At 67.3% G+C, this 23,542-nt stretch carries 24 protein-coding genes and 1 tRNA gene; 16 read left to right on the forward strand and 9 right to left on the reverse strand.

Going from position 1 to position 23,542, the window contains the following annotated elements; all coding sequences use genetic code 11:
- Nucleotides 1–122: 122 nt before the first annotated feature.
- The 6 genes from ACT53N_RS16120 (at nt 123) to ACT53N_RS16145 (ending at nt 5,179) form a co-directional block, all read left to right on the forward strand.
- Nucleotides 123–197, forward strand: a tRNA-Gly gene (locus ACT53N_RS16120).
- A gap of 98 nt (nt 198–295) precedes the next feature.
- Nucleotides 296–2,086: a DUF885 domain-containing protein gene (locus ACT53N_RS16125; protein WP_476064849.1), complete on the forward strand. Its 1,791-nt coding sequence runs from the start codon at nt 296–298 to the stop codon at nt 2,084–2,086.
- 2 nt (nt 2,087–2,088) lie between these two features.
- Nucleotides 2,089–3,018, forward strand: a complete 930-nt coding sequence (locus tag ACT53N_RS16130; RefSeq protein WP_476064850.1) for a sugar kinase — start codon at nt 2,089–2,091, stop codon at nt 3,016–3,018.
- Nucleotides 3,019–3,900 carry a hypothetical protein gene (locus ACT53N_RS16135; protein ID WP_476064851.1) on the forward strand — a complete coding sequence of 294 codons (882 nt, stop codon included), beginning with the start codon at nt 3,019–3,021 and terminating at the stop codon, nt 3,898–3,900.
- 179 nt (nt 3,901–4,079) lie between these two features.
- Entirely contained in the window at nt 4,080–4,448 is a 369-nt protein-coding gene (locus tag ACT53N_RS16140; protein WP_476064852.1) for a helix-turn-helix domain-containing protein, read from the forward strand.
- Complete coding sequence (locus tag ACT53N_RS16145; RefSeq protein WP_476064853.1) at nt 4,448–5,179, forward strand: DUF6456 domain-containing protein; 732 nt, start codon at nt 4,448–4,450, stop codon at nt 5,177–5,179. Before ACT53N_RS16140 ends, ACT53N_RS16145 begins: the two co-directional genes overlap by 1 nt.
- A 79-nt stretch (nt 5,180–5,258) precedes the next feature.
- Here ACT53N_RS16145 and ACT53N_RS16150 read toward each other — a convergent pair whose 3' ends face one another.
- The 4 genes from ACT53N_RS16150 to ACT53N_RS16165 are packed head-to-tail and all read right to left on the reverse strand — an operon-like array spanning nt 5,259 to nt 7,966.
- Nucleotides 5,259–5,708 carry a PA2169 family four-helix-bundle protein gene (locus ACT53N_RS16150; protein ID WP_310212883.1) on the reverse strand — a complete coding sequence of 150 codons (450 nt, stop codon included), beginning with the start codon at nt 5,706–5,708 and terminating at the stop codon, nt 5,259–5,261.
- Nucleotides 5,709–5,766: 58 nt separating this feature from the next.
- Nucleotides 5,767–6,714: an oxygen-dependent tRNA uridine(34) hydroxylase TrhO gene (trhO, locus tag ACT53N_RS16155; RefSeq protein ID WP_476064854.1), complete on the reverse strand. Its 948-nt coding sequence runs from the start codon at nt 6,712–6,714 to the stop codon at nt 5,767–5,769.
- The gene (locus tag ACT53N_RS16160) at nt 6,707–7,132 is read right to left on the reverse strand and encodes a SufE family protein (RefSeq protein ID WP_476064855.1); all 426 of its coding nucleotides are present in this window, start codon (nt 7,130–7,132) and stop codon (nt 6,707–6,709) included. The genes trhO and ACT53N_RS16160 overlap by 8 nt, the downstream gene beginning before the upstream one ends.
- 42 nt (nt 7,133–7,174) lie before the next feature.
- Entirely contained in the window at nt 7,175–7,966 is a 792-nt protein-coding gene (locus ACT53N_RS16165; protein ID WP_476064856.1) for a sensor histidine kinase, read from the reverse strand.
- A 196-nt stretch (nt 7,967–8,162) separates the two neighbouring features.
- Between ACT53N_RS16165 and divJ the strand changes: the two genes are divergently transcribed.
- Nucleotides 8,163–9,908, forward strand: coding sequence for a cell cycle sensor histidine kinase DivJ (gene divJ, locus ACT53N_RS16170; RefSeq protein WP_476064857.1), 1,746 nt, complete (start codon nt 8,163–8,165; stop codon nt 9,906–9,908).
- A 13-nt stretch (nt 9,909–9,921) separates the two neighbouring features.
- On the opposite strand, the gene ACT53N_RS16175 is transcribed toward divJ, so the two are convergent.
- Nucleotides 9,922–10,812: a hypothetical protein gene (locus ACT53N_RS16175; RefSeq protein WP_476064858.1), complete on the reverse strand. Its 891-nt coding sequence runs from the start codon at nt 10,810–10,812 to the stop codon at nt 9,922–9,924.
- Nucleotides 10,813–10,880: 68 nt separating this feature from the next.
- Between ACT53N_RS16175 and ACT53N_RS16180 the strand changes: the two genes are divergently transcribed.
- Both ACT53N_RS16180 and ACT53N_RS16185 read left to right on the forward strand, forming a co-directional pair.
- Nucleotides 10,881–11,210: a DUF1491 family protein gene (locus ACT53N_RS16180; RefSeq protein ID WP_476064859.1), complete on the forward strand. Its 330-nt coding sequence runs from the start codon at nt 10,881–10,883 to the stop codon at nt 11,208–11,210.
- Nucleotides 11,211–11,339: 129 nt separating this feature from the next.
- On the forward strand, nt 11,340–11,720 hold the full coding sequence (locus ACT53N_RS16185; RefSeq protein ID WP_476064860.1) for a hypothetical protein: 381 nt from the start codon (nt 11,340–11,342) through the stop codon (nt 11,718–11,720).
- A gap of 14 nt (nt 11,721–11,734) precedes the next feature.
- On the opposite strand, the gene ACT53N_RS16190 is transcribed toward ACT53N_RS16185, so the two are convergent.
- A complete protein-coding gene (locus tag ACT53N_RS16190; RefSeq protein ID WP_476064861.1) occupies nt 11,735–11,866 on the reverse strand; it encodes a hypothetical protein in 132 nt (43 codons plus the stop codon).
- 285 nt (nt 11,867–12,151) lie between these two features.
- On the opposite strand from ACT53N_RS16190, the gene ACT53N_RS16195 reads away from it, so the two are divergent.
- Both ACT53N_RS16195 and ACT53N_RS16200 read left to right on the forward strand, forming a co-directional pair.
- Nucleotides 12,152–13,684 (forward strand): hypothetical protein, encoded by a 1,533-nt coding sequence (locus ACT53N_RS16195; protein WP_476064862.1) that lies wholly within the window; start codon nt 12,152–12,154, stop codon nt 13,682–13,684.
- A 10-nt stretch (nt 13,685–13,694) separates the two neighbouring features.
- The gene (locus ACT53N_RS16200; protein WP_476064863.1) at nt 13,695–15,299 is read left to right on the forward strand and encodes a peptide chain release factor 3; all 1,605 of its coding nucleotides are present in this window, start codon (nt 13,695–13,697) and stop codon (nt 15,297–15,299) included.
- 10 nt (nt 15,300–15,309) lie between these two features.
- Here the strand turns inward: ACT53N_RS16200 and ACT53N_RS16205 are convergent, their stop codons facing one another.
- Nucleotides 15,310–16,746, reverse strand: a complete 1,437-nt coding sequence (locus ACT53N_RS16205; RefSeq protein WP_476064864.1) for a LytR/AlgR family response regulator transcription factor — start codon at nt 16,744–16,746, stop codon at nt 15,310–15,312.
- A gap of 111 nt (nt 16,747–16,857) precedes the next feature.
- Here ACT53N_RS16205 and ACT53N_RS16210 point away from each other — a divergent pair, with 111 nt between their 5' ends.
- The gene (locus ACT53N_RS16210; RefSeq protein WP_476064865.1) at nt 16,858–18,312 is read left to right on the forward strand and encodes an alpha/beta hydrolase; all 1,455 of its coding nucleotides are present in this window, start codon (nt 16,858–16,860) and stop codon (nt 18,310–18,312) included.
- An 11-nt stretch (nt 18,313–18,323) separates the two neighbouring features.
- Here the strand turns inward: ACT53N_RS16210 and ACT53N_RS16215 are convergent, their stop codons facing one another.
- The gene (locus ACT53N_RS16215) at nt 18,324–19,553 is read right to left on the reverse strand and encodes a pyridoxal phosphate-dependent aminotransferase (protein ID WP_476064866.1); all 1,230 of its coding nucleotides are present in this window, start codon (nt 19,551–19,553) and stop codon (nt 18,324–18,326) included.
- Nucleotides 19,554–19,746: 193 nt separating this feature from the next.
- Nucleotides 19,747–20,226, reverse strand: coding sequence for a ribonuclease H (locus ACT53N_RS16220; RefSeq protein ID WP_476064867.1), 480 nt, complete (start codon nt 20,224–20,226; stop codon nt 19,747–19,749).
- Between the two features lie 379 nt (nt 20,227–20,605).
- On the opposite strand from ACT53N_RS16220, the gene ACT53N_RS16225 reads away from it, so the two are divergent.
- The 4 genes from ACT53N_RS16225 to fliR all read left to right on the forward strand — a co-directional run bounded on the left by ACT53N_RS16225 (nt 20,606) and on the right by fliR (nt 23,536).
- Nucleotides 20,606–21,985, forward strand: coding sequence for a hypothetical protein (locus ACT53N_RS16225; protein ID WP_476064868.1), 1,380 nt, complete (start codon nt 20,606–20,608; stop codon nt 21,983–21,985).
- A gap of 64 nt (nt 21,986–22,049) precedes the next feature.
- Nucleotides 22,050–22,352 carry a hypothetical protein gene (locus ACT53N_RS16230; RefSeq protein WP_476064869.1) on the forward strand — a complete coding sequence of 101 codons (303 nt, stop codon included), beginning with the start codon at nt 22,050–22,052 and terminating at the stop codon, nt 22,350–22,352.
- A 147-nt stretch (nt 22,353–22,499) separates the two neighbouring features.
- Nucleotides 22,500–22,766 carry a flagellar biosynthesis protein FliQ gene (fliQ, locus tag ACT53N_RS16235; RefSeq protein WP_181242795.1) on the forward strand — a complete coding sequence of 89 codons (267 nt, stop codon included), beginning with the start codon at nt 22,500–22,502 and terminating at the stop codon, nt 22,764–22,766.
- 14 nt (nt 22,767–22,780) lie between these two features.
- Nucleotides 22,781–23,536, forward strand: coding sequence for a flagellar biosynthetic protein FliR (gene fliR, locus ACT53N_RS16240; RefSeq protein ID WP_310212834.1), 756 nt, complete (start codon nt 22,781–22,783; stop codon nt 23,534–23,536).
- The last annotated feature ends 6 nt before the right edge of the window (nt 23,537–23,542 follow it).

Raw genomic sequence — 23,542 nt, forward strand, 5'->3', positions numbered from 1 at the left:
GGGCGTAGCTCAGTGGTAGAGCGCCACCTTGCCAAGGTGGATGTCGAGAGTTCGAATCTCTTCGCCCGCTCCATTCTCCCGGTTTTCGGGTAGGCTGGACGAGACCATATCTCGCGAATAGCGCGGGCGTAGCTCAGTGGTAGAGCGCCACCTTGCCAAGGTGGATGTCGAGAGTTCGAATCTCTTCGCCCGCTCCATTCTCGGTTTTCCCGACAATTGGACCTAATCGATTTGTTCCTCGGGGACGGTCGATTCGCGTGTGGACGCGACGCAGGCTTGGCCTAATCTTGGCCGCATGACTCAGCATCGCACTTGGCGCGCCGCCCTGGCCGGCGTCTGTCTCTCCGCCCTGGTCGCTTCGTCCGCCTGGGCTGGTCCCTCTGAAACGCTGACGGGCCTGGTGGCGCGGTACGAAGCGCTCGGCAATGCAGATGGCGATCCTGATGACGGCGGCGGCGACGCGGCGCGTTGGCGTCTGCCCGATGTCTCGCCCGCTGCGGACGCCGCGAAGCTCACCAAGCTGAAGTCGATCGCCGCCGACCTCTCGGCCATGGACGTGACCGGCCTCTCCGACGACGAGAAGCTGTCGCGCGATCTCTTGCTGTGGGCGGTCAAGGACCGCGTCGAGGCTGGAAGCTTTGACGAGTCGCGCATGCCGTTCAGCAGCGACGGCGGGTTCGACGTCATGATGCTGTATCGCGCCAGCGGTATGCGTTTGAAGACCGAGGCCGAGGCGCGGCGCTGGATCGCTCTGCTCAACCGCATGCCCGCTTGGTACGCCGCCAACATCGCCAACGCCCGGCGTGGGGTGAGCACGGGCTTCGTCCACGCCGTTTCGACCGCCCAGGCTGTCCAGGATCGCGCTCAGCGCGCCGCCGCCACGCCGCTGGCCGAGGATCCGCTGCTGGCCCCGCTGCGCGCTCTGCCCGCCAGCGTTCCGGAAGCCACCCGGGCGGCGCTGGTGGCCGAGGGCGAGAAAGCGGTCACGGACAGCGTCGCTCCGGCCCGCGCCAGCTTTGTGAAGTTCATGGCCGAGGAATACACGCCGCGCGCGGCCAAGAGCCTGGCGGCGTCCGACCTTCCAGATGGCAAGCGCTACTATGCTTTCCTGGCGCGTCGGCACACGACCATGACCCTGACGCCTGACCAGATCCACGACGTTGGTCAGGCTGAGGTGAAGCGCATCCGTGCGCGCATGCAGGAGACCATGAAGGCCGCCGGCTTCCAGGGCGATCTGCCGACCTTCCTGGCCATGCTGCGCAAGGAGCCGCGCTTTTACGCCTCCAGCCGCCAGGAGCTGCTGGAGAAGTCCAGCGAGATCGCCAAGCGCGCCGACGACCAGTTGCCAGCCCACTTTGGCGTGCTGCCGCGTCTGCCCTATGGCGTGCGGGCCGTGCCCGCCAGCATTGAGAAGGGCTATACCACCGGCCGCTACTTCGGCGGCGACGCCAAGGTCGGCCGCGCGGGCGGGCTGATGATCAACACCTCCGAGCTGGACCAGCGTCCGCTCTACGAGCTGCCCGCCCTGGTGCTGCACGAGGGCGCGCCGGGCCACCATATCCAGACTTCGCTTGCCGCCGAGCAGGTCAACGTGCCGGAGTTCCGCAAGAACCTCTACTTCACCGCCTTCGGCGAGGGCTGGGGCCTTTACTCCGAGTGGCTGGGCGAGGGGATGGGCATCTATCGCGACCCCTATGAGCTGTTCGGCCGGCTGTCCTACGAGATGTGGCGCGCCTGCCGCCTGGTGGCCGACACCGGCATGCACTGGAAGGGCTGGAGCATCGACCAGGCCCGCGCCTGCTTCACCGACAACACCGCGCTGTCGCCGACCAACATCGAGGTTGAGCTCAAGCGCTACGTCTCCTGGCCGGGCCAAGCCCTGGCCTACAAGATGGGGGAGCTGAAGATCCTGGAGCTGCGCAAGCGGGCGGAAGCCAGGCTGGGCGACAAGTTCGACGAGCGCGGCTTCCACGACGCGGTTCTATTGCGCGGTTCGCTGCCGCTGGCGGTGCTGGAAACCCGGATCGACGCCTGGACCGCGCAACAGCTGGCCAAGCCCGCAACGACCGCCAAAAAGAAGGACTGACCTTGGCCAGGATCACGGTTCTGGGCGAGTGCATGGTCGAGCTGTCGCCGGAAGCCGGCGACGCCTGCGCGCCGCTCTATCGGATGGGCTTCGCCGGCGACACCTTCAACACCGCGATATACATGGCGCGCTTGGGTGATCAGGTCGCCTACTGCACCGCCTTGGGCCAGGGCGATCCTTTCAGCGAAGGCGTGCTGGCGACGATGCGCCGCGAAGGTATGGACACCCAGCTGGTGCGTCAGGTCGAGAACCGCCTGCCGGGCCTCTACGCCATCGTGCTGGACGATCAGGGCGAGCGGAAGTTCCACTATTGGCGCGAGCGCGCGCCGATCCGCGACCTGTTCTCGGCCCATACCGCTGACCAGCTGATCGAGGCCGCCAAGGCCAGCGATCTTATCTATCTCTCGGGCGTCACCCTGGCGGTCATCGGCGATATCGGTCGGGCGCGACTGCGCGACATTCTGAGTTATGTCCACTCACACGGCGTTGCCGTAGCGCTGGACTTCAATTACCGCCCGGCGCTCTGGCCCAGCGCCGAGGCCGCCCGCGCCGCCCTGGACGGCGTGGTTCCTGCATGTCGCTACATCTCGCTGAGCAGCGAGGACAGCCGCCCGCTCTATGGCCGCGAAGCGGACGACCTCGCCGCCGAATGGGCGGCCGCCGGCGCCGAGGCTGTCGCGCGGGACGAGAGCCATGCTGTGACCGTCCATCGGCTGGAGGGACCGACCGCGACCCCAGCGCCGTCTAGGGTGAAGGCTGTCGACACGACAGGCGCAGGCGATAGCTTTAACGCCGCCTACCTGTCCTCGCGTCTGGCGGGAGCGACCATCGCCGACGCTGTCGCCAGGGCGCATGCCTTAGCTGCGCTGGTCGTCGCGCAACGCGGAGCAATCCTTCCGGCCAGAGTGGCGCTGGAACGTTCAGGCGTCTAGTTGAGCACCATGCCCGGTTCTATGCTTAGGCCGCAGTCCGCTGCTGTTGATCGTCGACAGCAGGCGTTGACGGCCCGCTTTCTCACCCCGTCCATTCGAGCGATAGAAGAGGCGCTGCTCGCGATGCGCGCTCAGGTCGATCTCGAGTTTGCGTCCGCTGGACCCGTCTATGGCAAGCCTTATCCCTATGGTTTTTGCAGGGAAATCACCGAGGCGGTGATGGCTCATTTGCGCGCCCTGCTGACCCGTGCTTCCGCGTCCCCCGGAGAACGCGCATTGTCCGCCTTTCTGAAGCAAGGCGGTCAGGTCAGCATTATTTGGGGCGTTCTGCGCGAGCGCTATTTCCAGAACGCTTTCAGAATAGGGGGGCTCTACGTCGATGTCTCCAATGATACTGTGGACATCAACAAGCCTAAGGTCGAAATCCTGCCGCTAGAACAGTCGGGTTTCGAGACGGTTCGGGACGGCGCTCACTACGCTGAGATTGCTGGGCGCTATTGGGGCTATAGCTGCTACGCTAACACCGCTCTACCGTCATTGGCGCCGCTCTATCCGATCATCGCCATTGATCAGGCAGGGCAAATCCAGCTCCAGTCCGATGTGGGCTATATGCTCCGCATGTTCCGCGAAAACGGATTCGAGCGGGCTGAAACCTGGCTTCGAAATGCGCCGCCGCCGCCTCGAGACGCTTTGCTTGGACTGCGTCAAGTTGCGCCTCCCGACCTGCTCGCGCAGAATCCCGTGTCAGGGCTGGAGGAAAGCCTCGGAGCCTGCGCTCAGCTTCGGACGATGACGAGGCGACATGATCTGGCCTGGATCGAATCGATGCGCGCTCAGTTCAAGCGCCTGCCTGTTTTCCAGGTTTTGGGTGCAGGGGCTTAGCGGGGATGATCTAGGAGCTAGTGCTCCTAGAGGTGTGGGGATAGCGGGGAATAGTATTTTAAAATACAATTACTTAGGTTGGTCTCACATGAGTGAAATAGGAATATCTTCCTCTGTTCGGAATATAAACCTATAGTCGTATCCGCCGGCCGCGCTCGCGGCCTGGAGGAGAGGACGCCATGCTGGTTCAAGCCCTTGAGGACATCTGGGCGATCACGCCTGATCCCCGACGCGACCGCCTGACGGTCGGCTTCGTGACCCACCTTGTTTCCCTGGCCACCGGCGTGCCGGCGGTGGAGATCGCAACCCCCAAACGGGCATCGCATACGGCGGTGCGCGCCCGGCAACTCGCCATCTACCTGACCCACATCACCCTGCATTGGTCTCTGGCGCGGGTGGCCTTCGCCTTTGGCCGGGATCGCACCACCTGCGGGCACGCCTGCCGCAAGATCGAAGACCTGCGCGAGGACGAGGCCTTTGATCGCCGGCTCTGTGAACTGGAGGCCTGCCTGCGTCAGGCGCCGTCTCATGCCCAGGATCTGCCGTGATGACCGGCGCTATCCAGGCCCGCTTCGACGCGGCTTTGGAGGCCGAGCGGCGCGCCGAGCGCGCCATGCGGCTGCTGGCCAGGCCCGGGGCGGTGGTCGAGCCGCATGGCGCTGGCTACGGCGTCAGGCTGGGCGCCAGTCGTCGGCGTTGCGTGATGCTGACCCTCGACGAAGCCGCTTTCGCCGTCCTGGCCCGAGAGGTGACGCTGAAGCCGCGCCGGGAGGGCGGCTGGGCCATGCTGCCTCGGCTCGAGATCGCCGCGCCGCCGCCCGGTCGCCCGGGGATCATCGAGGCGTCGGTCGAGATGGCTGAGGGGACGGTTCGACGAAACCTCGGCGAGTCGCCGATAGCCTGGCTGGCCCGTCGTCGCGACAGCCATGGACGACCCTGGCTTGCGCCCGCCGAGATTGCGGCGGCCGAACGGCTTCGCGAGGAATATGAGAGTCTCGGAACGTTGGGACGCATGACCATGCGCTGGGACGCGACTCCGCGCATAGACGGCGGTCGTCCAGGTTTGGCCCCGGCCGAGCGCGACAACGCCACCCGCCAGAGGATCGCGCGGGCGCTTGATACGGTTGGTCCCGGCTTGCGCGAGATCCTTGAGCGGGTGTGCCTGATGGGCTCGGCGCTGGAGGCGGCTGAGGCCACGCTCAAGCTGCCGCGTCGCGCGGGCAAGACCGTGCTGAAACTGGCCCTACAGGCGCTGGCGCGCCACTACCGGATAGCCTGATCGCACTGCGCGCGGCCGACACGCAGGCAGAGGGGCGGGACCCTGTGATCCCGCCCCGCCACCCGTCGTCAGCCCGGTGCTAGTGCTTCAGCATGTGCTTGATGTCGCGCATCTGGTCGTGGCCCGACTTCACCGAGACCCAGGCCTTTTCGATCACGCGGCGGGTCTGCGGATCTACGTCTGTGTCCTGCAGGGCCTTTTCGTACTTGCCCTTGATGTAGTCCTCGCCGGCCTCGACCTCGTTGATCACGGCCTCGTCGCCCTTGGTTACGGCGTCCTTCAGGTTCAGGAACGCGCGGTGGGCGGCGGCCAGGATCGTGCCGTCGTCCTTGGGCTCACCGCCCAGGCGACGCACTTCGTCCTGTAGTTCCGAGGCGATCGAGCGGCGCTCCTCGGCGCGGCGCTGGAAGAGCTCGGTGTAGCGGGCCCCGTCGGCGTCCTTGGCGGCCTCGGCGTAGCCGTCGGCGCTGTCGATGGTGGTCTCCACCAAGCTGTTCACGAGCTTGATGTGGTCGTCATTGGTGTGCATCGCAGGGCTCCGCGTTGGGGAAGGGGAGCCGTGTCAACGCGGGGAAAGGCGGAAGGGTTCAGTCCGTCTTGGCCGGCAGGGTCGCGCCGACATGGTCGACGCCCAGCGTCTCGCAATGCAGCACCTGGCGATGACGCTCGGCTGCTCGGGCTTTCTGCGCCTCGCTGCGCTGGTCATGACAGGCCGGGCAGGCCACACCCTCGACATAGAGCGGCGAGGTCTGGTCTTCAGGGCTGACCGGCATGCGGCAGCCACGGCACAGGACATGGTCGCCCTTGACGAGGCCATGGCCGACCGAGACGCGCTCGTCGAAAACGAAGCACTCCCCGCGCCAAAGGCTTTCGGGCTGCGGGATCTGTTCCAGATAGTCGAGAACGCCGCCCTTCAGGTGGAAAACTTGGTCGACGCCTTCGGCCTTCAGGAAGGCGGTCGACTTTTCGCAGCGGATGCCGCCGGTGCAGTACATCGCCACCTTGAGCGGGGCCTCAGGCCCCCGCTGCGCCTCGACGGTCCTGCGCCAGTCGCGGAACCAAGCGGGGAAGTCGGCGAAGCTGGCGGTCTGCGGGTCGATCGCGCCCTCGAAACGACCGACCGCGACCTCGTAGGCGTTGCGCGTGTCGATCACCAGGACGTCGGGGTCGCTGATCAGCGCGTTCCAGTCGGCGGGCTCGACATAGGTCCCAGCGTCGGTCGGATCCAAGTCCGGCTCGCCCAGGGTGACGATCTCCTTCTTCAGCCGGACCTTCATCCGGTAGAAGGGCATGCGCTCGGCCCAGGCGGTCTTGGGCGTGAGGTCGGCGCAGCCGGGCAGGGCGCGGATATGGGCCAGCACCGCCTCGATGGCGGCGTCCTCGCCGGCGATCGTGCCGTTGATCCCCTCGCGCGCCAGCAGCAGGGTGCCTTTGACGCCCAGGCTGCAGCACAGCGCCGCGAGCGGCCCCTGGATCGCTGCGGGATCGGGAAACCGCGTGAAGCGATACAGCGCGGCGACGCGATACCTAGCCAAGAGCGGCCTGCGCGTCACGCTGGATGCGGGCGACCATCGACTTCAGGCCGTTGGAGCGCTGCGACGACAGCGCCTCTGACAGACCAAGGCGATCAAAGGCGGCCTTGGCGTCGAAACCGGCGATATCGGCCGCCGCTCGACCCGAATAGAGTCGCAGCAGGATGGCGATCAGGCCGCTGACGATATGGGCGTCGCTGTCGCCGCGAAACACGATCGAGCCATCGGCTTGCGGCTCGGTCACCAGCCAGACCTGGCTGGCGCAGCCGTGCACCTTGTTCGCTTCGGAGCGCTCGGCGTCGGTCAGCGGCGCGAGTTCCTTGCCCAGTTCGATCACGTAGCGATAGCGCTCTTCCCAGTCGCCCAGCAGCTCGAACTCGTCGGCGAGGTCGGTCAGGGCGGCGTCGATGGGGCTGGTCATGCGCGGCGTTTAGGCGCCTCGCCGCGTCAAGGCAAGCGGCAGCTAGGCGGCTCTGAGGATCAGGCGGGCCAGGAACCCGGCGCCGAGGCTGGAGGAGAGCTTCAACTGCCCGCCCATGGCGCGCGACAGAAGGTCCACGATCGGTAGGCCAAGGCCGGCGCCTTCGTTGGTCCGCGTCAGGGCGCAACCGCCTTGCTCGAAGGGCTGGAGCAGGCGCGGCAGCTCGGCGCTTTCCACGCCCGGGCCCTGGTCGCGGATGGCGATCTCGATCTCGCTGTCTACGCGAGCGGCCGTTACGTGGATGACGCCCCCTGCGGGCGAGTGGGTGACCGCGTTCTGGAGCAGGTTGGTCAGCATCGTGCGCAGACCCCGGCTATCGGCCTGGACGGAGGGCAGGGCGCCCGCGCCGACCACATGGACGATGACGTCTCGGCGCGCGATCTCGGCGCGCAGGCTCTCGATGACATCCTCAATGGCCTCGTCGAGAGGCTCGGGGGTCATTTCGATGTCGGTGGCCTGACCCTCCAGTCGCGCGAGTTCGACGATCTGGTTGACCAGCTTCAGCAGCTTCAGGCCGCTGTCGTGCACGATGGCGGCGTATTCGCGATATTGGTCATTGCCCAGAGGGCCGTAGAGCTCTTGCGACAGGATCTCCGAGAAGCCGATCACGGCGTTCAGCGGCGTGCGCAGTTCGTGACTGACCATCCGAAGGAACGAGCGCTTTCGCTCGTCCAGCGCCAGCTGGCGTCGCGCCTGCGCCGCCGCGTGGCGGTCGGCCGGCGGGTTCGCGAAGGCGCTGTCTTGCGACGCGTCCTGTATCGCCGGCTGAGCCATGGGGTCTCCCGGACCTTCTGTCCGTGATGAATCGGATAATCAGAATGCAGGCGAGGCGCTTACGATTCCGTTTCCGTCCACAGCGCTTCCACCACCAATGGTCGCCCGGAGATTGTGCGGGGTTGGAGGTAGGGCCCACCCCGCGTTAAGGTTTGACGACGGTGATCCTCCCCACCGCGTAAAAAGTCGACCGGCCTTGGAATTCGAAACGCTTCCAGACCCGATCAGAAGGCCTGCCGCCCGCGCGGCCGGGCTGGATCCCGCGCATGCCTGGCGGCTCGGGTGGCTGGCGGCTATCTGCCTGGCGGCTGCGGCGGCCCTCTTCACGGCCGACTCCGGCGGCTGGCCTGTGTGGGCGGCGTTGGGCGCCGGCGCGTTCCCCGCGTTGGCGTCACTCCTGTTCACACGCGAGGATGAGCGCACCCAGTCTTGGCTGCTGGTGCTGTGGGCCGTCGGCGGCTCGCTGGCCGCCGTGCTGACCGGCGGCGTGGGCGGGGCCATGGCCGCTTGGTGTCTCGCGCCTGTCGCGGCGGCCTCGACCCTGGATCAGCCCAAGCGCCTGGCCGAAGGCGCAGCCCTGGCTTTGATCGGCGCGTGCGTCGCGGCGCTGACCCAGCTCTCCGGTCTGGCCCCCTTCGCGCCAGCGGGGCCGCTGGCTTTCGTGCTGGGCTTCCTGGCGCTGGTGACGACCGGTCTTGGCCTCGCCGCCGGATTGCTGATCGGCCGCCGTCGTCAGGGCGCGCGGGACGACCGCTACGCCAGCGAGATCATCGGTCTGGAAACCCTGCTCGACGGTTTGCCGCACTTGGCCATCGCCGTGCGCGGCCAAGGCCAGGTTACCGCCGTGCGCGGCGCCCCGCCGCCTGGCGTCACCCGAGCGGACCTCGTGAACCGGGGCCTGACCGGCGCCGCTGCGCCGGGTGACCGCCAGCGTCTGACCGCCGCCATCGCCCAGGCCCATCGCGAGGGCTCCGCCAGCCTGACCTTCAGTCCCGCGCTCGGCGTCGAGCGAGTGGTGGCTCTGGACATGCACCGCGTGGCGCCGAACCAACTGGTCGGCGTGCTGCGCGACATCACCCTGGAGCGTCATCGCGAACATGCGCTCGATCAGGCGCGTATTGACGCCGAGGCGCTCGCCGCCGGCCGCGCGCGGTTCCTGGCCAATATGAGCCACGAGCTGCGCACGCCGCTGAACGCCATCATGGGCTTCTCGGACATCATGCGGGCGCGGATGTTCGGACCTCTGAGCGATCGCTACGCCGAGTACGCCGAATTGATCCACGAGAGCGGCGGACACCTGCTGGACCTGATCAACGACGTGCTGGACATGTCCAAGATCGAGGCCGAGCGGTTCGAGCTGCAGCGCGGCGTCTTCGATGCGCGCGAGGCGGTGCAGGCGGCGATGCGTCTGCTGCGCGTCCAGTCCGACACCGCCGGCGTTCAGTTACGCGGCGTCCTGCCGCCGGGTGAGCTGGAGGTGGACGCCGACCGTCGCGCGCTGAAGCAGATCGTCCTCAACCTCGTCTCCAACGCCCTGAAGTTCACACCGCGTGGCGGGCAGGTGACCGTGACGGCGCATGGCTATGACGGCGTGCTTGAGATCGTGGTCGCCGATACGGGCGTCGGGATCAGCCCGGAGGACCTGGAGCGCCTGGGCCGCCCCTATGAGCAGGCCGGCGGCGCCGAGCAGCGCGCGCGCGGTACGGGGCTTGGCCTGTCGCTGGTCCGCGCCTTCGCCAAGCTGCATGGCGGCGAGATGATGATCGAAAGCCGTCTTGGCGCGGGCACGACCGTGTCGGTGCGGCTTCCCGTGCTTTTGGCGCCGATGGTCGCCGCCTCTTCGGTCGAGATGATAGAGCCGTCGTCCGAGCCCAATCCGTCTGTCGAGGAACCGCCCCCAAGCAGCCTTGGCGACAACGTGATCGCCTTCGCGCCGCGCTGAGACCCCTCGGGCCTTACCGCAGGAACGCGCGGCCGGCGGCGAAGTCTCCCACCTCGATATAGGCCTTGCGCGTGGTTTCCTCGCCGCGGCCGGCGAAGGCGAACTCCACTGTGACGGCCTCGCGCGGGTCGAGCTGCGACATGGCTTCCGCGACCGCGTCCGGGAACCGGAACGCCAGGCCGGTCTTGGCGCCTGTGGGCAGCAGGGTGACGGGCGCCTCCTCGCGCCGCTCGGCCGTGAAAACCAGGCTGGCGTTGCGGGGCGGGATCTTGCCCGAAAGGTTCTTGCCAGACCGCGCGTCGAGATAAGGACCCAGCGTACGCTTGGTGTCGCGCAGGATGATCCGCGCCACATAGGGGCGTTGGCCGTTTTCGAAGGTGGAGACGGCCAGGACCGCCTTGGCGCGGCCCGCCAGCCCGAACATCAGGCGATCGGAGCCGAAGCTCGAGGGCTGCGACAGGCGCCAGACCGGAATGGTGGCTGACACCGAACGCTCCGCCTTCCAGGACGAGACATCGCCCGGATAGGTCATGGTCAGCAGCTGGGAGTAGCCCTCGAAAGCCTTCTTCACTCGGGCGGCGGCTACGGTGAGGTCCTTGGAGTCACAGGCTGCGCTGTTGGCCTTGGTTCGGGCGCGCTGCTCAAGCGCGGCGACCTGCAGTTCGGTGGCGCCCGAGCGCAGCGTGGCCCCCCGCGCCTGGGCGCGGGCGGCGTCGAGGGCGGACGAAATAGTGGGCGGGAAGAGTTTGCAGCGGCCGTCGGCGGCCGTCATCAGCGTCCGCTCATAGAGCTGATCGCCCGCATTGGCCGCCAGGACAGCGCCCGGCAGGACCCACGCCGCAACGCTGATCGCCGCGGCGATTCCCCCTCGGGCGCGACCTTTGTGGTGCTCTGCGAACGTCATTGGCCTATGGGAGTGACGAAACTTGAAGGACGGGTTCTAGACGCGCCCGGGTTGCGGTTCGGTTAGCGATGCTTCTTTCGACGGATATCTGGGTCGCGGCGCTGATCCGCCGCGCCGAACTGGGCGGGGCCTTCGCCATGGTCGGGCGCAAGGGCGACGCGCGGGCCGGGGCGGTGCTGGTCAAGGTGGTCGACCGCCGGGAAGGGACCGCGCGCCTGTTTAGTGAGGCGACGCGCGGAGACGGCGAGCGCTTCTGGATGCAGCCGGTTCGCTCGACCTTCGAACCGGATCTCGACGCCTACGTCGAGCGCGCGGCACGCATTGATCCGGATATCTGGGTGGTCGAGATCGAGGACCGCGACGGGCGTCACTTCCTGACCGAACCGGTGGAGATCTGAACCGGCGTTCGGCCAGAGACGGGTGATCGCGCCGCCGCGTTAACCCTGCTCCTAAACCGGAGCGAAAGTGTGGGTCGGGTACGGTGAGGGCGTTCCAGCGTTCCCCCAACTGTACCCGAAATCCTCGCCATGCTTTTCCTCATGAACGATGTGGTCTTGAGCTTCGATCCGGCCGAGCTGACGCCGCCGGTGACGCGCGACCGCTTCGCCAAGCTCTCGCTGAGCTATGTGGGCGAACTGGGCAAGGAGCTATTTTCCGAGGAGCCCTTGCTTCACCGCAAGGACGTCGAACGGGCCGAGCGACTGGCCGCCCTGATCGTTTCCAAGGCTCCGGAGATCAATGCGGCGTTGTTCATTGCGCCGGGCCGCGGCTGCCGCGTCGCCGATGTGCAGGTGCGTTATGTTCAGCTCGGGGTCGAAGTCATGGCGACCCTGCTGGAGCGGCAGAACAGCGGCGCGCTCACCAATGTGGAAGCCGATCGTCAGGTCTGGCGCCGTCTCGCCGCCTAAGGGCGCGCCCGCGCCTAGACGAAGGTCATCATCCAGCTCAACACCACCGCTGCGGCCGCCAAGCCGGCGATCGTGAGGCCAAAGCACAGTGCGCTGCCAGCCGGGTGCTGACGGGTCGAGACACGATGATGGTCAAGCAGGGCCATCTTTCGATTTCCTCCATGCGCCCGACGATCTGACGCCAGCCGGTGCGGTTGACGTGAGCATGACTCCAAACCGACTGTTCGAATAGAGCCATTTTGACGCGCCGCTCGTGCATGCGTCGCCTTTTGCGCGCGAAGGCCGCGGCGGTTCGATCTGTTCGCGCCCCGCGTCGTCAGGGGCCTATGGCGCGCCTGCTCTGCAAACGAACTATAATCTCCACAATCGCAAAGGTTGTCTGTGCGGGTGCGATCGTGTCAGATCGCGCGGGGCCTAGCAGTGAGTGCGTGATGATACCAAGAGTGTCGCGGCGAGGTGTCTTCCTGGGCGTCGCAGCACCGCTGCTTGCCGGGGCTCGATCAACCCGGGCCCAGTCGGGCGGCTCCTGGCTGCGGGTCACGACACCGTCCTTCGATATCCGCGCCCGGGTCGACGCCAAGACGCTGCTGCGCCTGGCCCGCGAGGTCGAGGATTTCGATCGGCTTCTGCGAACCTTGCATGATGTGAGCGGCCAGGCGCCCGCGCGTCCGTTGCCGCTCTACATCACGCCCAGCGAGTCGGACGTGCGCCGCGTGCGCCCGAATGGGCCTCGCGTTACGGGCTTCTACAGCGCGGGCGTTGGGGAGGTGTTTGCGGTCTTGAGCATAGACGGCGGCGAGGATCGCGGCCGACAGGTGCTGTTCCACGAGTACACCCATCACTTCATGCTGAGAAACGCGCCGGCGGCCTATCCCGCCTGGCTGGTCGAGGGCTATGCGGACTATTTCGCGCCGACCCGGTTTACGCCCGACGCGGTTGAGGTCGGGGTCACGAGCCATCGGATCGCGTGGCTGCGAGGTGCGGTGTGGTCGCCGTTCCAGGATATCCTTGGCCGCCGGGCGCTAACGGGCAAGCAAGAGGATATAGCCGCCTTCTACGCCCAATCATGGCTGCTGACCCACTACATGATGTCGGACCCGGCGCGCCTTGAGCGGCTGGCCCGTTACGCCAGCGCCGTGGCCGCCGGCGGCGACCCCGTAGCGTTGATGCCAGAAGCCGCCGGGGTTCCCTTGGCCGAGCTGGAGCGTGTCCTCAAAAGGTACATGCAGGCCTTGCCGGGCCGACGTCTGCCGCGCCTGGCCAACGCCGCGACTCTCGATCTGGCGGTCACCCGTATGCCGCCCTCCGCTGATGCACTGATGCTCGAGAACCAGCGGCTCAAGATGGGCGTACCGGCCTCCGACCGCGCCGCGTTGCTGGCGCAGGTCCGCGAGCGGGCGGCCCGGTTCCCTGGCGATCGCTTCGCCGAGTTGACCCTGGCGCGCGCCGAGAACGATTTCGGAGACCGATCCAAGGCTCAGGCCCTCTTGCGCGGTCGGATCGCCGCGGATCCTACCGACGTCGAGGCGCTGCAGATGCTGGGCTGGTCCTGCATGCTGCAGGCAAGGGCCCAGCCCGCCGCCGCCAAGCGTTGGCTGGATGAGGCGCGCGAGCATCTGGCCGCCGCCTTCAAGCTTGATCCCGACAACCCGCTGGTGCTTTACGACTACGCCCTGACGCGCCGGGGCGAGCCGTCCTATCCCAGCGACAATATCCTCAACGTCCTGCTCAAGGCGCAGGCCATCGCCCCGCAGGTCTCGGCGTTCCGGATGGGGGCGGTCGATGGTCTGGTGCGGCGCGATCGCTTCGAGGAGGCCGCCGTCCTGCTGCAGCCGTTGATCAACGATCCGCACGCGCCGCCTGAGCAGGTCCAGGCCTGGCGCCAGCAATTCGACGACATTGTCGCCCGCCGAAGACCCGCCGCGTCGTCCGGCGCAGGTGACAAGGACGCTTCGGACGGGTAGGTCCCCGCCCATGAGCACTTCCCCCGCCGCTGAAGCCGCCCGTCGGCGCACCTTCGCCATCATCAGCCACCCCGACGCCGGCAAGACGACCCTGACGGAAAATATCCTGCTTGCCGGCGGGGCGATCCGGGCCGCCGGCGCGGTGCGGGCGCGCGGCGAGAACCGTCGCACCCGGTCGGACTGGATGAAGATCGAGCGCGAGCGCGGGATCTCGGTCAGCGCCTCGGTGATGACGTTCGATCACGACGGCAAGATGTTCAACCTCTTGGACACGCCGGGCCACGAGGACTTCTCCGAAGACACCTACCGCACCCTCACCGCCGCCGATGCGGCGATCATGGTGCTGGACGCCGCCAAGGGCATCGAGCCCCAGACCCTGAAGCTGTTCGAGGTGTGCCGCCTGCGCGACATCCCGATCATCACCTTCATCAACAAGATGGACCGCGAGGCCCAGGACCCGATCGAGCTGCTGGACGAGATCGCGTCGAAGCTGGCGCTCGATCCCGCGCCGCTCTACTGGCCGGCGGGCTCGGGCGGTCGCTTCAAGGGCATGCTGGACATGCGGGAGGGGATCTTCATTCCCTACGCCAAGCGCACCGGCGGCTCGGGCGACGATGAGGGCCACCCCGAGCCGGTGGCCTTTGACGGCAATTCGGTGAGCCAGTTCCTGGAAGACGCCGAGAAGGCCGAGCTCGAGGAACAGGCTGAACTGGTCGGCGGCGGCTATCCGGCCTTCGAGGTCCAGTCGTTCCTGGAAGGCCACATGACGCCGGTGTTCTTCGGCTCGGCCCTGCGCCACTTCGGCGTCAAAGAGCTTCTGGCCGGCATCGGCGCCTACGCTCCGTCGCCCAAGGCCATGAAGGCCGAAAAGGGCGGCGAGGCGACCAGCGTCGAGCCTGGCGACAAGGAGGTCTCGGGCTTCGTGTTCAAGGTCCAGGCGAACATGGACCCCAATCACCGCGACCGCATCGCCATGCTGCGCCTGACCAGCGGCCGCTTCACGCGCGGCATGAAGCTGAAGGCTCAGAACACCGGCAAGGCCATGAGCGTCAACGCGCCGATCATGTTCTTCGCCTCCGACCGCGAACTGGCCGAGGACGCCTTCGCCGGCGACGTGATCGGGATTCCGAACCACGGCGTGCTGCGGGTGGGCGACAGCCTGTCTGAAAGCGGCACGCTGCGCTTCGCCGGCCTGCCCAACTTCGCGCCGGAAATCCTGCGCCGTGTTCGGGTCAAGGATCCGCTGAAGGCCAAGCACCTGAAGAAGGCGCTGGAGGGCCTGGCCGAAGAAGGCGTCACCCAGCTGTTCCGTCCGATGATCGGCAGCGATTTCATCGTCGGCGCCGTCGGCCAGCTGCAGTTCGAGGTCATGGCCGACCGTCTGTCCAACGAGTACCAGCTGGACGTGATCTTCGAGAACAGCCCGTTCGCCGAGGCCCGCTGGCTGGTCGGCGAGCGCGCGGCGGTCGAGGACTTTGTCGACAAGCACAAGTCGGCCATGGGTCAGGACATCGACGAGGCGCCGGTGTTCCTGGGCAAGAGCGCCTGGGAAATCGGCTACGTCGCCGACAAGTATCCGAAGGTGCGCTTCGAGCGGACCAAGGAACGGGCTTAGGGCTTCTGGACTAGGTCGCCGTCGCCCCGAGGGGCGACGGGGTTTCCAAGGCTTCGCGGACGGCGGGCTGGCGTGCTCGGCTGACGGGCAGGGGCGGGCCCTCGCTCAGATGCAGCCGCCAGCGATCGCCGTCGCGCTCCATGCGCTGCACGTGGTCCAGGTTGGCGATCACCGACCGATGCACCCGCAGGAAGTTCGCCGGCAACTGGCTGGACAGGGCCTCCAGGCGCGCGGCGTGCAGCAGGCTGCGGCCGCCGACCAGCCGCAGTTCGACATAGTCGTCGGCCCCCACCACGGCGAGAATGTCCTGGATCGGCGCCAGCTCAACACCACGTGCTGAGGCGACGGTCAGGCGGTCGGGGCGGCTGACGGCCTTGGTCAGGGCGGCTTCGCGGCCACGGTCCTCGCGGCCAAGCCGCACGACCTCGACCATCAGCAGCGGCACGATCAGGCTGGCGGCGAGCAGGAAGTAGGAGAAGTCCGCCAGCCATTGCGGGAAGCCCAGGGCCACGGCGAGGAACAGCACCAGATAGGCCAGGGTCGGCCGTGCGCCAGTAACCTTTCGTCTGACGCCCACGGCGGCCGGCAGGACGGCGAGCGCGACGCCGAGGATCAGGGCCCAGGCGGTCTTGTAGTCGAAGCCCGGCAGCAGAACGGTGGCGCCGACCACGCCCAGGGCCAAGCCCACCATGAGACCGCGCGCCTTGGGCAGAAAGCGGCTGCTGGCATAGGTCACCAACAGCATCGAGAAGACGGCCGCGAGCGCCCAGATGGCGCTCATCCGCCAGGCGTGCAGCGGATAGGGATAGTTGAACAACGTTCGCAGGCTCTCGACGATCGCCTGCAGGGCCGCGACGCCGGCCATGCCGGCCAGCACCAGGCTGGTTCCAGTGCGTCTCAACACGTGGATGACGCCAAAGCCGAACGCCGCCGCGAGCAGGGCGCCTGCCGCCACGAAGGTGATCGCGAGTAGCGCCGTGCGTTGAGGGTAGGGCGAGGGCAACACGGTGAGGGCGGTCATCGGACCGGCGAAGCGCAGGCCGCCATGGAAGGACGAGAGGCGCAGCACCAGGGTGTTCTCGCCTGCCCGCCAGGCTGTTTCGCGGATCGGAAACACCGATTCATAGCGCCCGGGGACCTCGTCCTGCCTCGACGGTCCGGGCGCGCCATTGGCGCCCAGGCGCTCGCCGTTGAGCCAGGCTTCGGACGAGGCGACGCCGGCCACGTAGAGGGCGCGTGGCCGACTGTCGCCAGGCGGCGCGATCGTCGTTCGGATCCACAGCTCGCGGCCCTGAGGATCGACGACGCCCTTGATGGGCCGGCAGTCGCCCAATACCGGACCCGGCGTGGCGACCGCTCCGCTGCAGGCTTCCCAGCTCAAGTCCTCGGCGCGCGCCAGACTCGAAAGGCCGCTGAGGAGGACGGTGAGGATCAGAATGCGCCACATGCCACCAGCTTAGACCGCCGTTCGCCGAGGCGCGCCCCCGTTCACCGATGACGGGCCGCCATTGACCGAAACGGCGTGGAGAACAGCGCGTCGAGCGGCTCTGCTTTCGCCATGACCCACGCATCGCTCCATCGCCGCACCCTCCTCGCCGCCGTCGGTCTGGCCTTTCCCGGCCTAGCCCTGGCCCAGACCGCCGCGACGCCTTCGCCGCCTCCGGCGGGCCCATTCCGCTTCAAGGGCTGGAAGGGCCAGGACACCGACGCCGAGCGCGGCTTCTTCGAGGTTCCCGAGGATCGCCGTGATCCCAGGTCCCGCAAGATCCGGCTGAGCTATGTGCGGTTCGCCTCGACGGCGGCCAAGCCTGGACCGCCGATCGTCTATTTGGCCGGTGGACCCGGCGGCACGGCGACACGCGCCCTGGCCGGACCGCGCTTTCCGATCATGATGGCCCTGCGCGAGGTGGCCGACGTCATCGCCTTCGACCAGCGCGGCACGGGCCTGTCCAACCACATCCCCAACCGGCCGCTGTCGGCGCGGCCCTTGCCGGAATTCACGCAGGAGGGGCTGACGGCCTATTTCCGCGAGGACTTCAAGAGCGCCTGGGCCGACTGGACCAAGGCCGGCGTGGCCATGAGCGGCTACAACACCGAGCAGAACGCCGACGACATCGACGACCTGCGGCGTCATTTGGGGGCGGAACAGGTGTCGCTATGGGGCATCAGCTACGGCACGCACCTGGCGCTGAGCATGCTTAAGCGACATGGCCAGCGCGTCAGCCGCGTGGCCCTGGCCAGCCTGGAGGGGCTGGATCAGACCGTGAAGCGCCCGGCGGCGGTCGATGCGCTGCTGCAGCAGGTCGACGGCTTGCTGGCCGCCGATCCCGCCGTGCGCGCGGCGATCCCCGACTTGCCCGCCCTGATGCGGCGGGTGCACGCCAGGATGGAGGCGGCGCCGGTCAAGATGCCCGCCACGCTGAACGGTGCGCCCGTCGAGCTGAAGATCGGCGGCTTCGCCATCCAGTTGATGACGGGCGGCCTGATCGCCAACCCACAGACCCTGGTCATGCTGCCGGGCCTCTATCTGGCGCTGGACGCCGGTCAGTATGAGGTTCTGGCGCCGTTCATGGGTGAATTCGCCAATATGCTCGGTATCGTCGGCATGCCTGAGGCGATGGATCTGGCGTCGGGGATCTCGCCAGGCCGGCTGGCCCTCGTGCGGCGCGAGGCCAAGACCGCCGTACTGGGCGAGGCGCTGAACTTCCCGATGCCGCAGTTGCGGGGCGTGGTTCCGGGCGCCGATCTGGGCCCGCGCTTCCGGGCGTCGTTCCGCATCGACCATCCAGCGCTGCTGATCGCCGGCACACTGGACGGCCGCACGCCCGTGTCCGAGCAGGACGAGGTGGCGGCCCAGTTCACGCGCAAAACCAGAGTGACCGTCGAAAACGCCGGCCACAACGTCTTCGAGGCCCATCCGGACGTGCAGGGTCTGCTGGTGCGGTTCTTCCGGGGCGATGCCGTAGCCGACACCCGGATGAGCCTGCCGCCGCCGAAGTTTAAGCTGGGGTGATCGGGCGGGGTCTAGAGTATGCTTCGGTAATCCAGCTCGGCTAGCTGCACATGGTCCCCGAAGGCGGTGGCGGGCATGTCCATCACCGCTTTGAAGGCGACCTTGAACGCCGCCATTTCCTCCGGCGTGCCGACTGAGACGCGCACGGCGTTGGGCCAGATCGGCCAGGTGCGGCCGATCAGGACGTTCCTGGCCTTCATGGCCGCCATCACGCTCCGGCCGTTGCGGCCGGTGTCGATCATGAAGCAGTTGGTCTGCGGATCGCCGATGACCTTGTAGCCATTGGCTTTCAGCCAGGCGATGGTGTCGCGACGGGTGTCGCCGATGATCTTGCGGCGCTCGGGGACCAGCTTCGGATCCTCCAGCGAGGCGCGGGCGGCGGCCGAGCCGGTGATCGGCATGGCGTTCTGGCCGAACGGCTTGAGCTTGGCCAAAAGGTCCGGACGCCCCGCCGCGAAGCCGCAGCGGATGCCGGCCATGCCGTAGATCTTCGAGAAGGTCCGCAGCACGATCAGGTCCTTGCCCTGGGCCACCAGGTCCAGGGTGTCGGGCTCGTCGGTCAGGTGGATATAGGCCTCATCGACCAGCAGGATCGATCCCGCCGGCTTGTTTTCCAGCGCCCAGACGATGTCCTGCTTGGTCGTGAGCGTGCCGGTCGGGTTGTTGGGGTTGCAGATATAGATGACGCCAGCCTGGGCGTCGGCGGTGACCATCGCCTTGACGTCGTGGGCGAGGGTGCTGGTCAGCGGCGTCTTGATGATCTTGGCCTTGCTGGTCATGGCCGCGAACATGCCGGCCTCGTAGGACGGATCTGCGGTGACGAAGCTCTTGGTCGGCGAGGTGAAGGCAAGGACGCTGTAGTGCAGGGGCTCGGACGAGCCGGCGTAGATGGCGATGTTCTCGGGCTTCAGGCCGCTCTGCGCCGCGATGGTCTTGGTCAGTAGCTCGGTCTCGCCGGTCAGGTCATAGCGCCCGCCCAGAGGCGCCACGCGCGCGATGGCCTCGCAGGCCGCCTTGCTGGGGCCGAGCGGATTTTCGTTGGCGTTGATCAGCACCATGCTGGAGGGCGGCGCGGTGGGGCCCTGGCCGTGGAGCGCCATGCCGGATGGCGGAGCGGCGGTCTGGGCCGCGTGCGCCAGGCTGGCCTCGGTCATGATCGGCGCCGCCGTGGCCAGGAAGGCCGCGCTGCGCAGGAAGGCGCGGCGCCCCAGCGCCTGCTTGTCGGACGTTTCGTTGGCCATGGTCGTTCTCCCCCTGCAATTTCGAGGAGGCTAGGACGCGCCGGGGCTGCTGAGCGCGCAAGGGTCTCACAGTCGCGAAAACACGCGGCGCCCAAGGCGAAGGCAGGCATAGGCTCCGGCAGCGGCGATCGGCGCGAATTGAGAGCGTCGCCGCCGTCCGCCGGTCCTGGTTCGACGGCGAAGGGGCGCGGCCCTAAGCTGGGAACTTCATCAGGTTCGGTTTGGGGATCGCGGCCTTGAAGCTGCCGCGCGACTTGGCGGTATCCAGCCCGAACTCGGCCCAGGCCGAGAGGAAGCTGCTGCTCGGTAAGCTGGGCGAGGAGGGCGCGAGTTCCAGCGCGGGACGCGCAGCGACGGCGGCGCGCGCTTGCGCCCACGCTTCAGGCTCGGCGGCGGCGTAGTCGCCGTCAGCCGCGACCAGTTGGCTGGCCAGCTCCGGATCGAGGAAGCGCAGGGTCACCGTGGTTTCAGGCGGCAGGTCGGTGAGACTTTCCAGCGCTTCGCTCAAAGCCGTCAGGCTCATCTTGGCCGCGCTGGTGCGTCGCTCACCACCGGCGGCGCCCTTGATCGCCGCTGCGCCGGTCTCGCCGTCCAGTTTCCGCACATAGGCCCATCCGCCATAGCCAGGGTCGGGGCGGCAGAGGCTGGCGATCCAAACAGTGACTGCGGTCATGTCAGGCTCCGGAATCGACGGTTCAGCGCCTTCTAGCCTGCTTTGGGTCTTTGAGGGGAGGGTGAGTGAGAACGGAAGGTAAACTTGGGCTTAAAACTTAGGGTTAACGTCATTTTTAGTTCGGTGAACAAAGTTCTAAAACCTGAAGCGAAGGGGCTCGTGCAGCCGTATTCGTCAAAGCAAGAAGTGTGCCAATTCAATGCGTCATCAACCATAATGGTTGAAATTTTAACGATAGTGCAAAAACAAAGAAAATATTTATGGTTAATGCTGCGTAAACACTTCTTAACCACTTGTTAAAATTCGCTGGCTCCGGTTTTGCTGCTCAGGCGTTGAACCTGCTCCGGTCTGTCCCGGGGTGGGACGATCCGTAGGCGGAGTGCGCGTGGCGATGTTCGAGTTCGGACGAGATCTGAAGCGGTTGTTCGGCGTCGACGCCGAGGGCGGTTTCAAGGGGGCGTGGCGCGAAGGGCTGACTGGCGGGGACACGTCCTTGCTGGAACTGCTGGACGTGCGGCTCCTGGCCAATGAGGCGCGATCGGCGGACGTCGTCGCGGGGCGGATCGGGGCCAAGGATCGCGGAGCGAGGCTTTTGGAAGCCGCCGTCGTCTGGCGCGAACTGGCCCGCCGGACCGGCGACGCCGCTGCGCTGCGCAAGGGCGCGGCCCAGGCTGAGGCCGCAGCGAAACTGTTCGAGACAGAACGCCGGCAAGACGCGCTCGCCGCCGCCCGCTGCGAGCAAGCCGTTCTGGCGGTTCTCGGCGCGGACTTGTTTGGTGACGAGGGGCTGGTGGCCGCCGCGTCTGCGACCCTGGCCCGCACCCCCGCTCACCAGCGGACCGCCCAGTGCGGCGCGCTCGCCGCCGGTCTGGATGGGCGCGTGGCGCTCTCGGAGAACAATCTTGAGCGGGCCATGGCCGCGATCCGCGCTTTCGAGGTGCCGCTGCGGGCCTTGGCGGCCGTAAAGCGCGCCAAGGGCGGGCCCGCCCGCTTGCTGCTGGCGGATCAGCGCGCGGCGCGGATCGAACTGATCCTGGCCTGCGCCGAGCGTCTGAAGGATCGCGTGCTGGCCGAACAAGCCGCAGTCGAGGCCAAGACCGCCGCCGCAGCGCTGGATCCCGATTTCGAGCCTCTGGCTTGGGCGCGGCTGCAGGGTCTGCGCGGCGCGGCTTTGGTTCAGCTGGGCGAACTGGATGGGGAGATTTCGCGTATCGCCGACGGTGTCGAGGCGCTGACCGAGGCCGTCGAAGCGGTTCCTGCCGATCATAGCCCGATGGACTGGGCCCGCGCGCAGGCCGGGCTGGGCGCGGCGCTGCAGGCGATGGGCGAGGCCTCGACCAGCGAGCGGGCCTTCGAACAGGCGGTGATGGCCTACGACCGGGCGACCCAGACGCTGAAGGCGCAACCGGCTTTGGCCCTGCGCGCGGTGGTCGCCAACAATCGGGCGCTGTGCCTCGCGCGCTGCGCGGAACTGACCGCCGATCTGGCGGTGCTGGACGCGGCCGAACTGGCGTTCAAGGCGGAACTCGCGGCCGCGCCGGGCGCGCGCGATCCGGCCAGCTGGGCCGTCGCCCAGATGAATCTGGCCCGCCTCTACGAGGCGCGGGTGGAGATCACCGGTCGGGATGACGGGCGTCTAGCCCGGGCCGGCGCGGCCTTGGCCTGCGCCTTCGATGTCTTCTCGGAGCTTGGCCTGCGGTCGCTCACCGACCTCGCGGCACAGGGCCTGCAACGACTCAAGCAGGCCCAGGCCGTCTGATCCGAAACGGAACACCAGGCGGCGAAAGGCCCGCCGACAAAAAGACCAGTACAGGGATGAACACGTGATCGCTTCGCTCGCTCTCGCCGCCGCCGTCTTCGCCGCCGCCCCCCAGGCCCAGGCTCAGGCGGACCTGCTGAAGCCCGTGTCCGAGCCGCGCATCGCGGTCGCCGTGCTGAACTGCCTGGTGAAGAACGACGGCTACCTGACCGCCTGCACCGTGCAGGACGAGAGCCCGAACGATCTGGGCGTCGGCCAGGCGGCGCTGTCGATGGTCTCGCAGGTCCAGGTCGACCTGCTGGGTCCTGACGGGAAGAGCCGCGCTGGCTCGTACATTCAGGTGCCGGTGCGGATCCGCATCCGCTAAACGCGCGCTTCCGGCGGCCGGGACACAGCGTCGCGGCCGTCGGGCAGGGGCCCTTTGGGCGCAACCCCTAACGCCCTGTTAACCATATTTCGCCCATCTTGGAGCCTCGATTCCAGGCGGCCGTTCCGGCCGATTCCCACGAGGCTTTTGATGACGGGCGCCGAGGTTCTTGATGTCGGCCGGGACGCGATCTGGCTGACGCTTCAGCTCTGTGCGCCGGTGCTGATCGTCGGCCTGATCGTCGGTGTCGCCATCGGCCTCTTCCAGGCCCTGACCCAGATTCAGGAAGCCACCCTGGTCTACGCCCCCAAGATCGTGGCGATCTTCATCTCGCTGCTGATCTTCTTGCCGCTGATGGGCTCGCTGATGAGCGGCTTCATGCGCCAGATCGCCGCCCGCATCGCCGGCATGTAGGAGGCGAGGGGCCCTTGAACGCCTTCGCCACGGCCTTTCAGGTCTATGTCGCCGCCCTCGTCTTCGCACGGGTGGGCGCTATGGTCATGACCATGCCGGGCATTGGCGACCAATCCGTGCCCGCGCGCATCCGTCTGGCGTTCGCGCTTCTGATGGCGCTGATCCTGGCCCCGTTGGTCCAGAACACGGTCGGACCGATCCCCAGCACGCTGGGCGGTCTGGCCGGCGCTGTGATCCACGAAATCCTGATCGGCCTGATGGTCGGTTCGGTCTTGCGCCTCTTCATGACCTCGCTGACGACCGCTGGCGAAATCATTTCGATGCAGACCACGCTGTCGTTCGCCCAGAGCACCAATCCCTCGATGCAGGGTTCGAGCACGGCGGTGGCGACCTTCCTGTCGATGCTGGGGCTGACCCTGGTGATGGCCACGGACCTGCATCACCTGTTCATCGGGGCCATCGTCAAGTCGTACACGATCTTCCCGTTCACCCGCGCAGTCCCCGTGAACGACGCCGCCGCCCTGGCGGTGCAGACGGTCGCCCAGTCGTTCAGCCTGGGCGTGCAACTAGCCGCGCCGGTGATCGTGTTCTCTCTGGTCTTCAACCTCGCCACGGGCCTTGTCGGCCGGGTCATGCCCGCCTTCCAGATCTTCTTCGTGGCCTCGCCGCTCAGCGTGATCCTGGGCCTGTCTCTGCTGGCGCTGTCGCTCGGCGGCATCGCCATGGTCTGGACGGACCGCTACCGCGAACTTTTGGACATCTTCGTCTAGGGGGCG

The organism is Caulobacter sp. DMC95 (assembly GCF_056313785.1).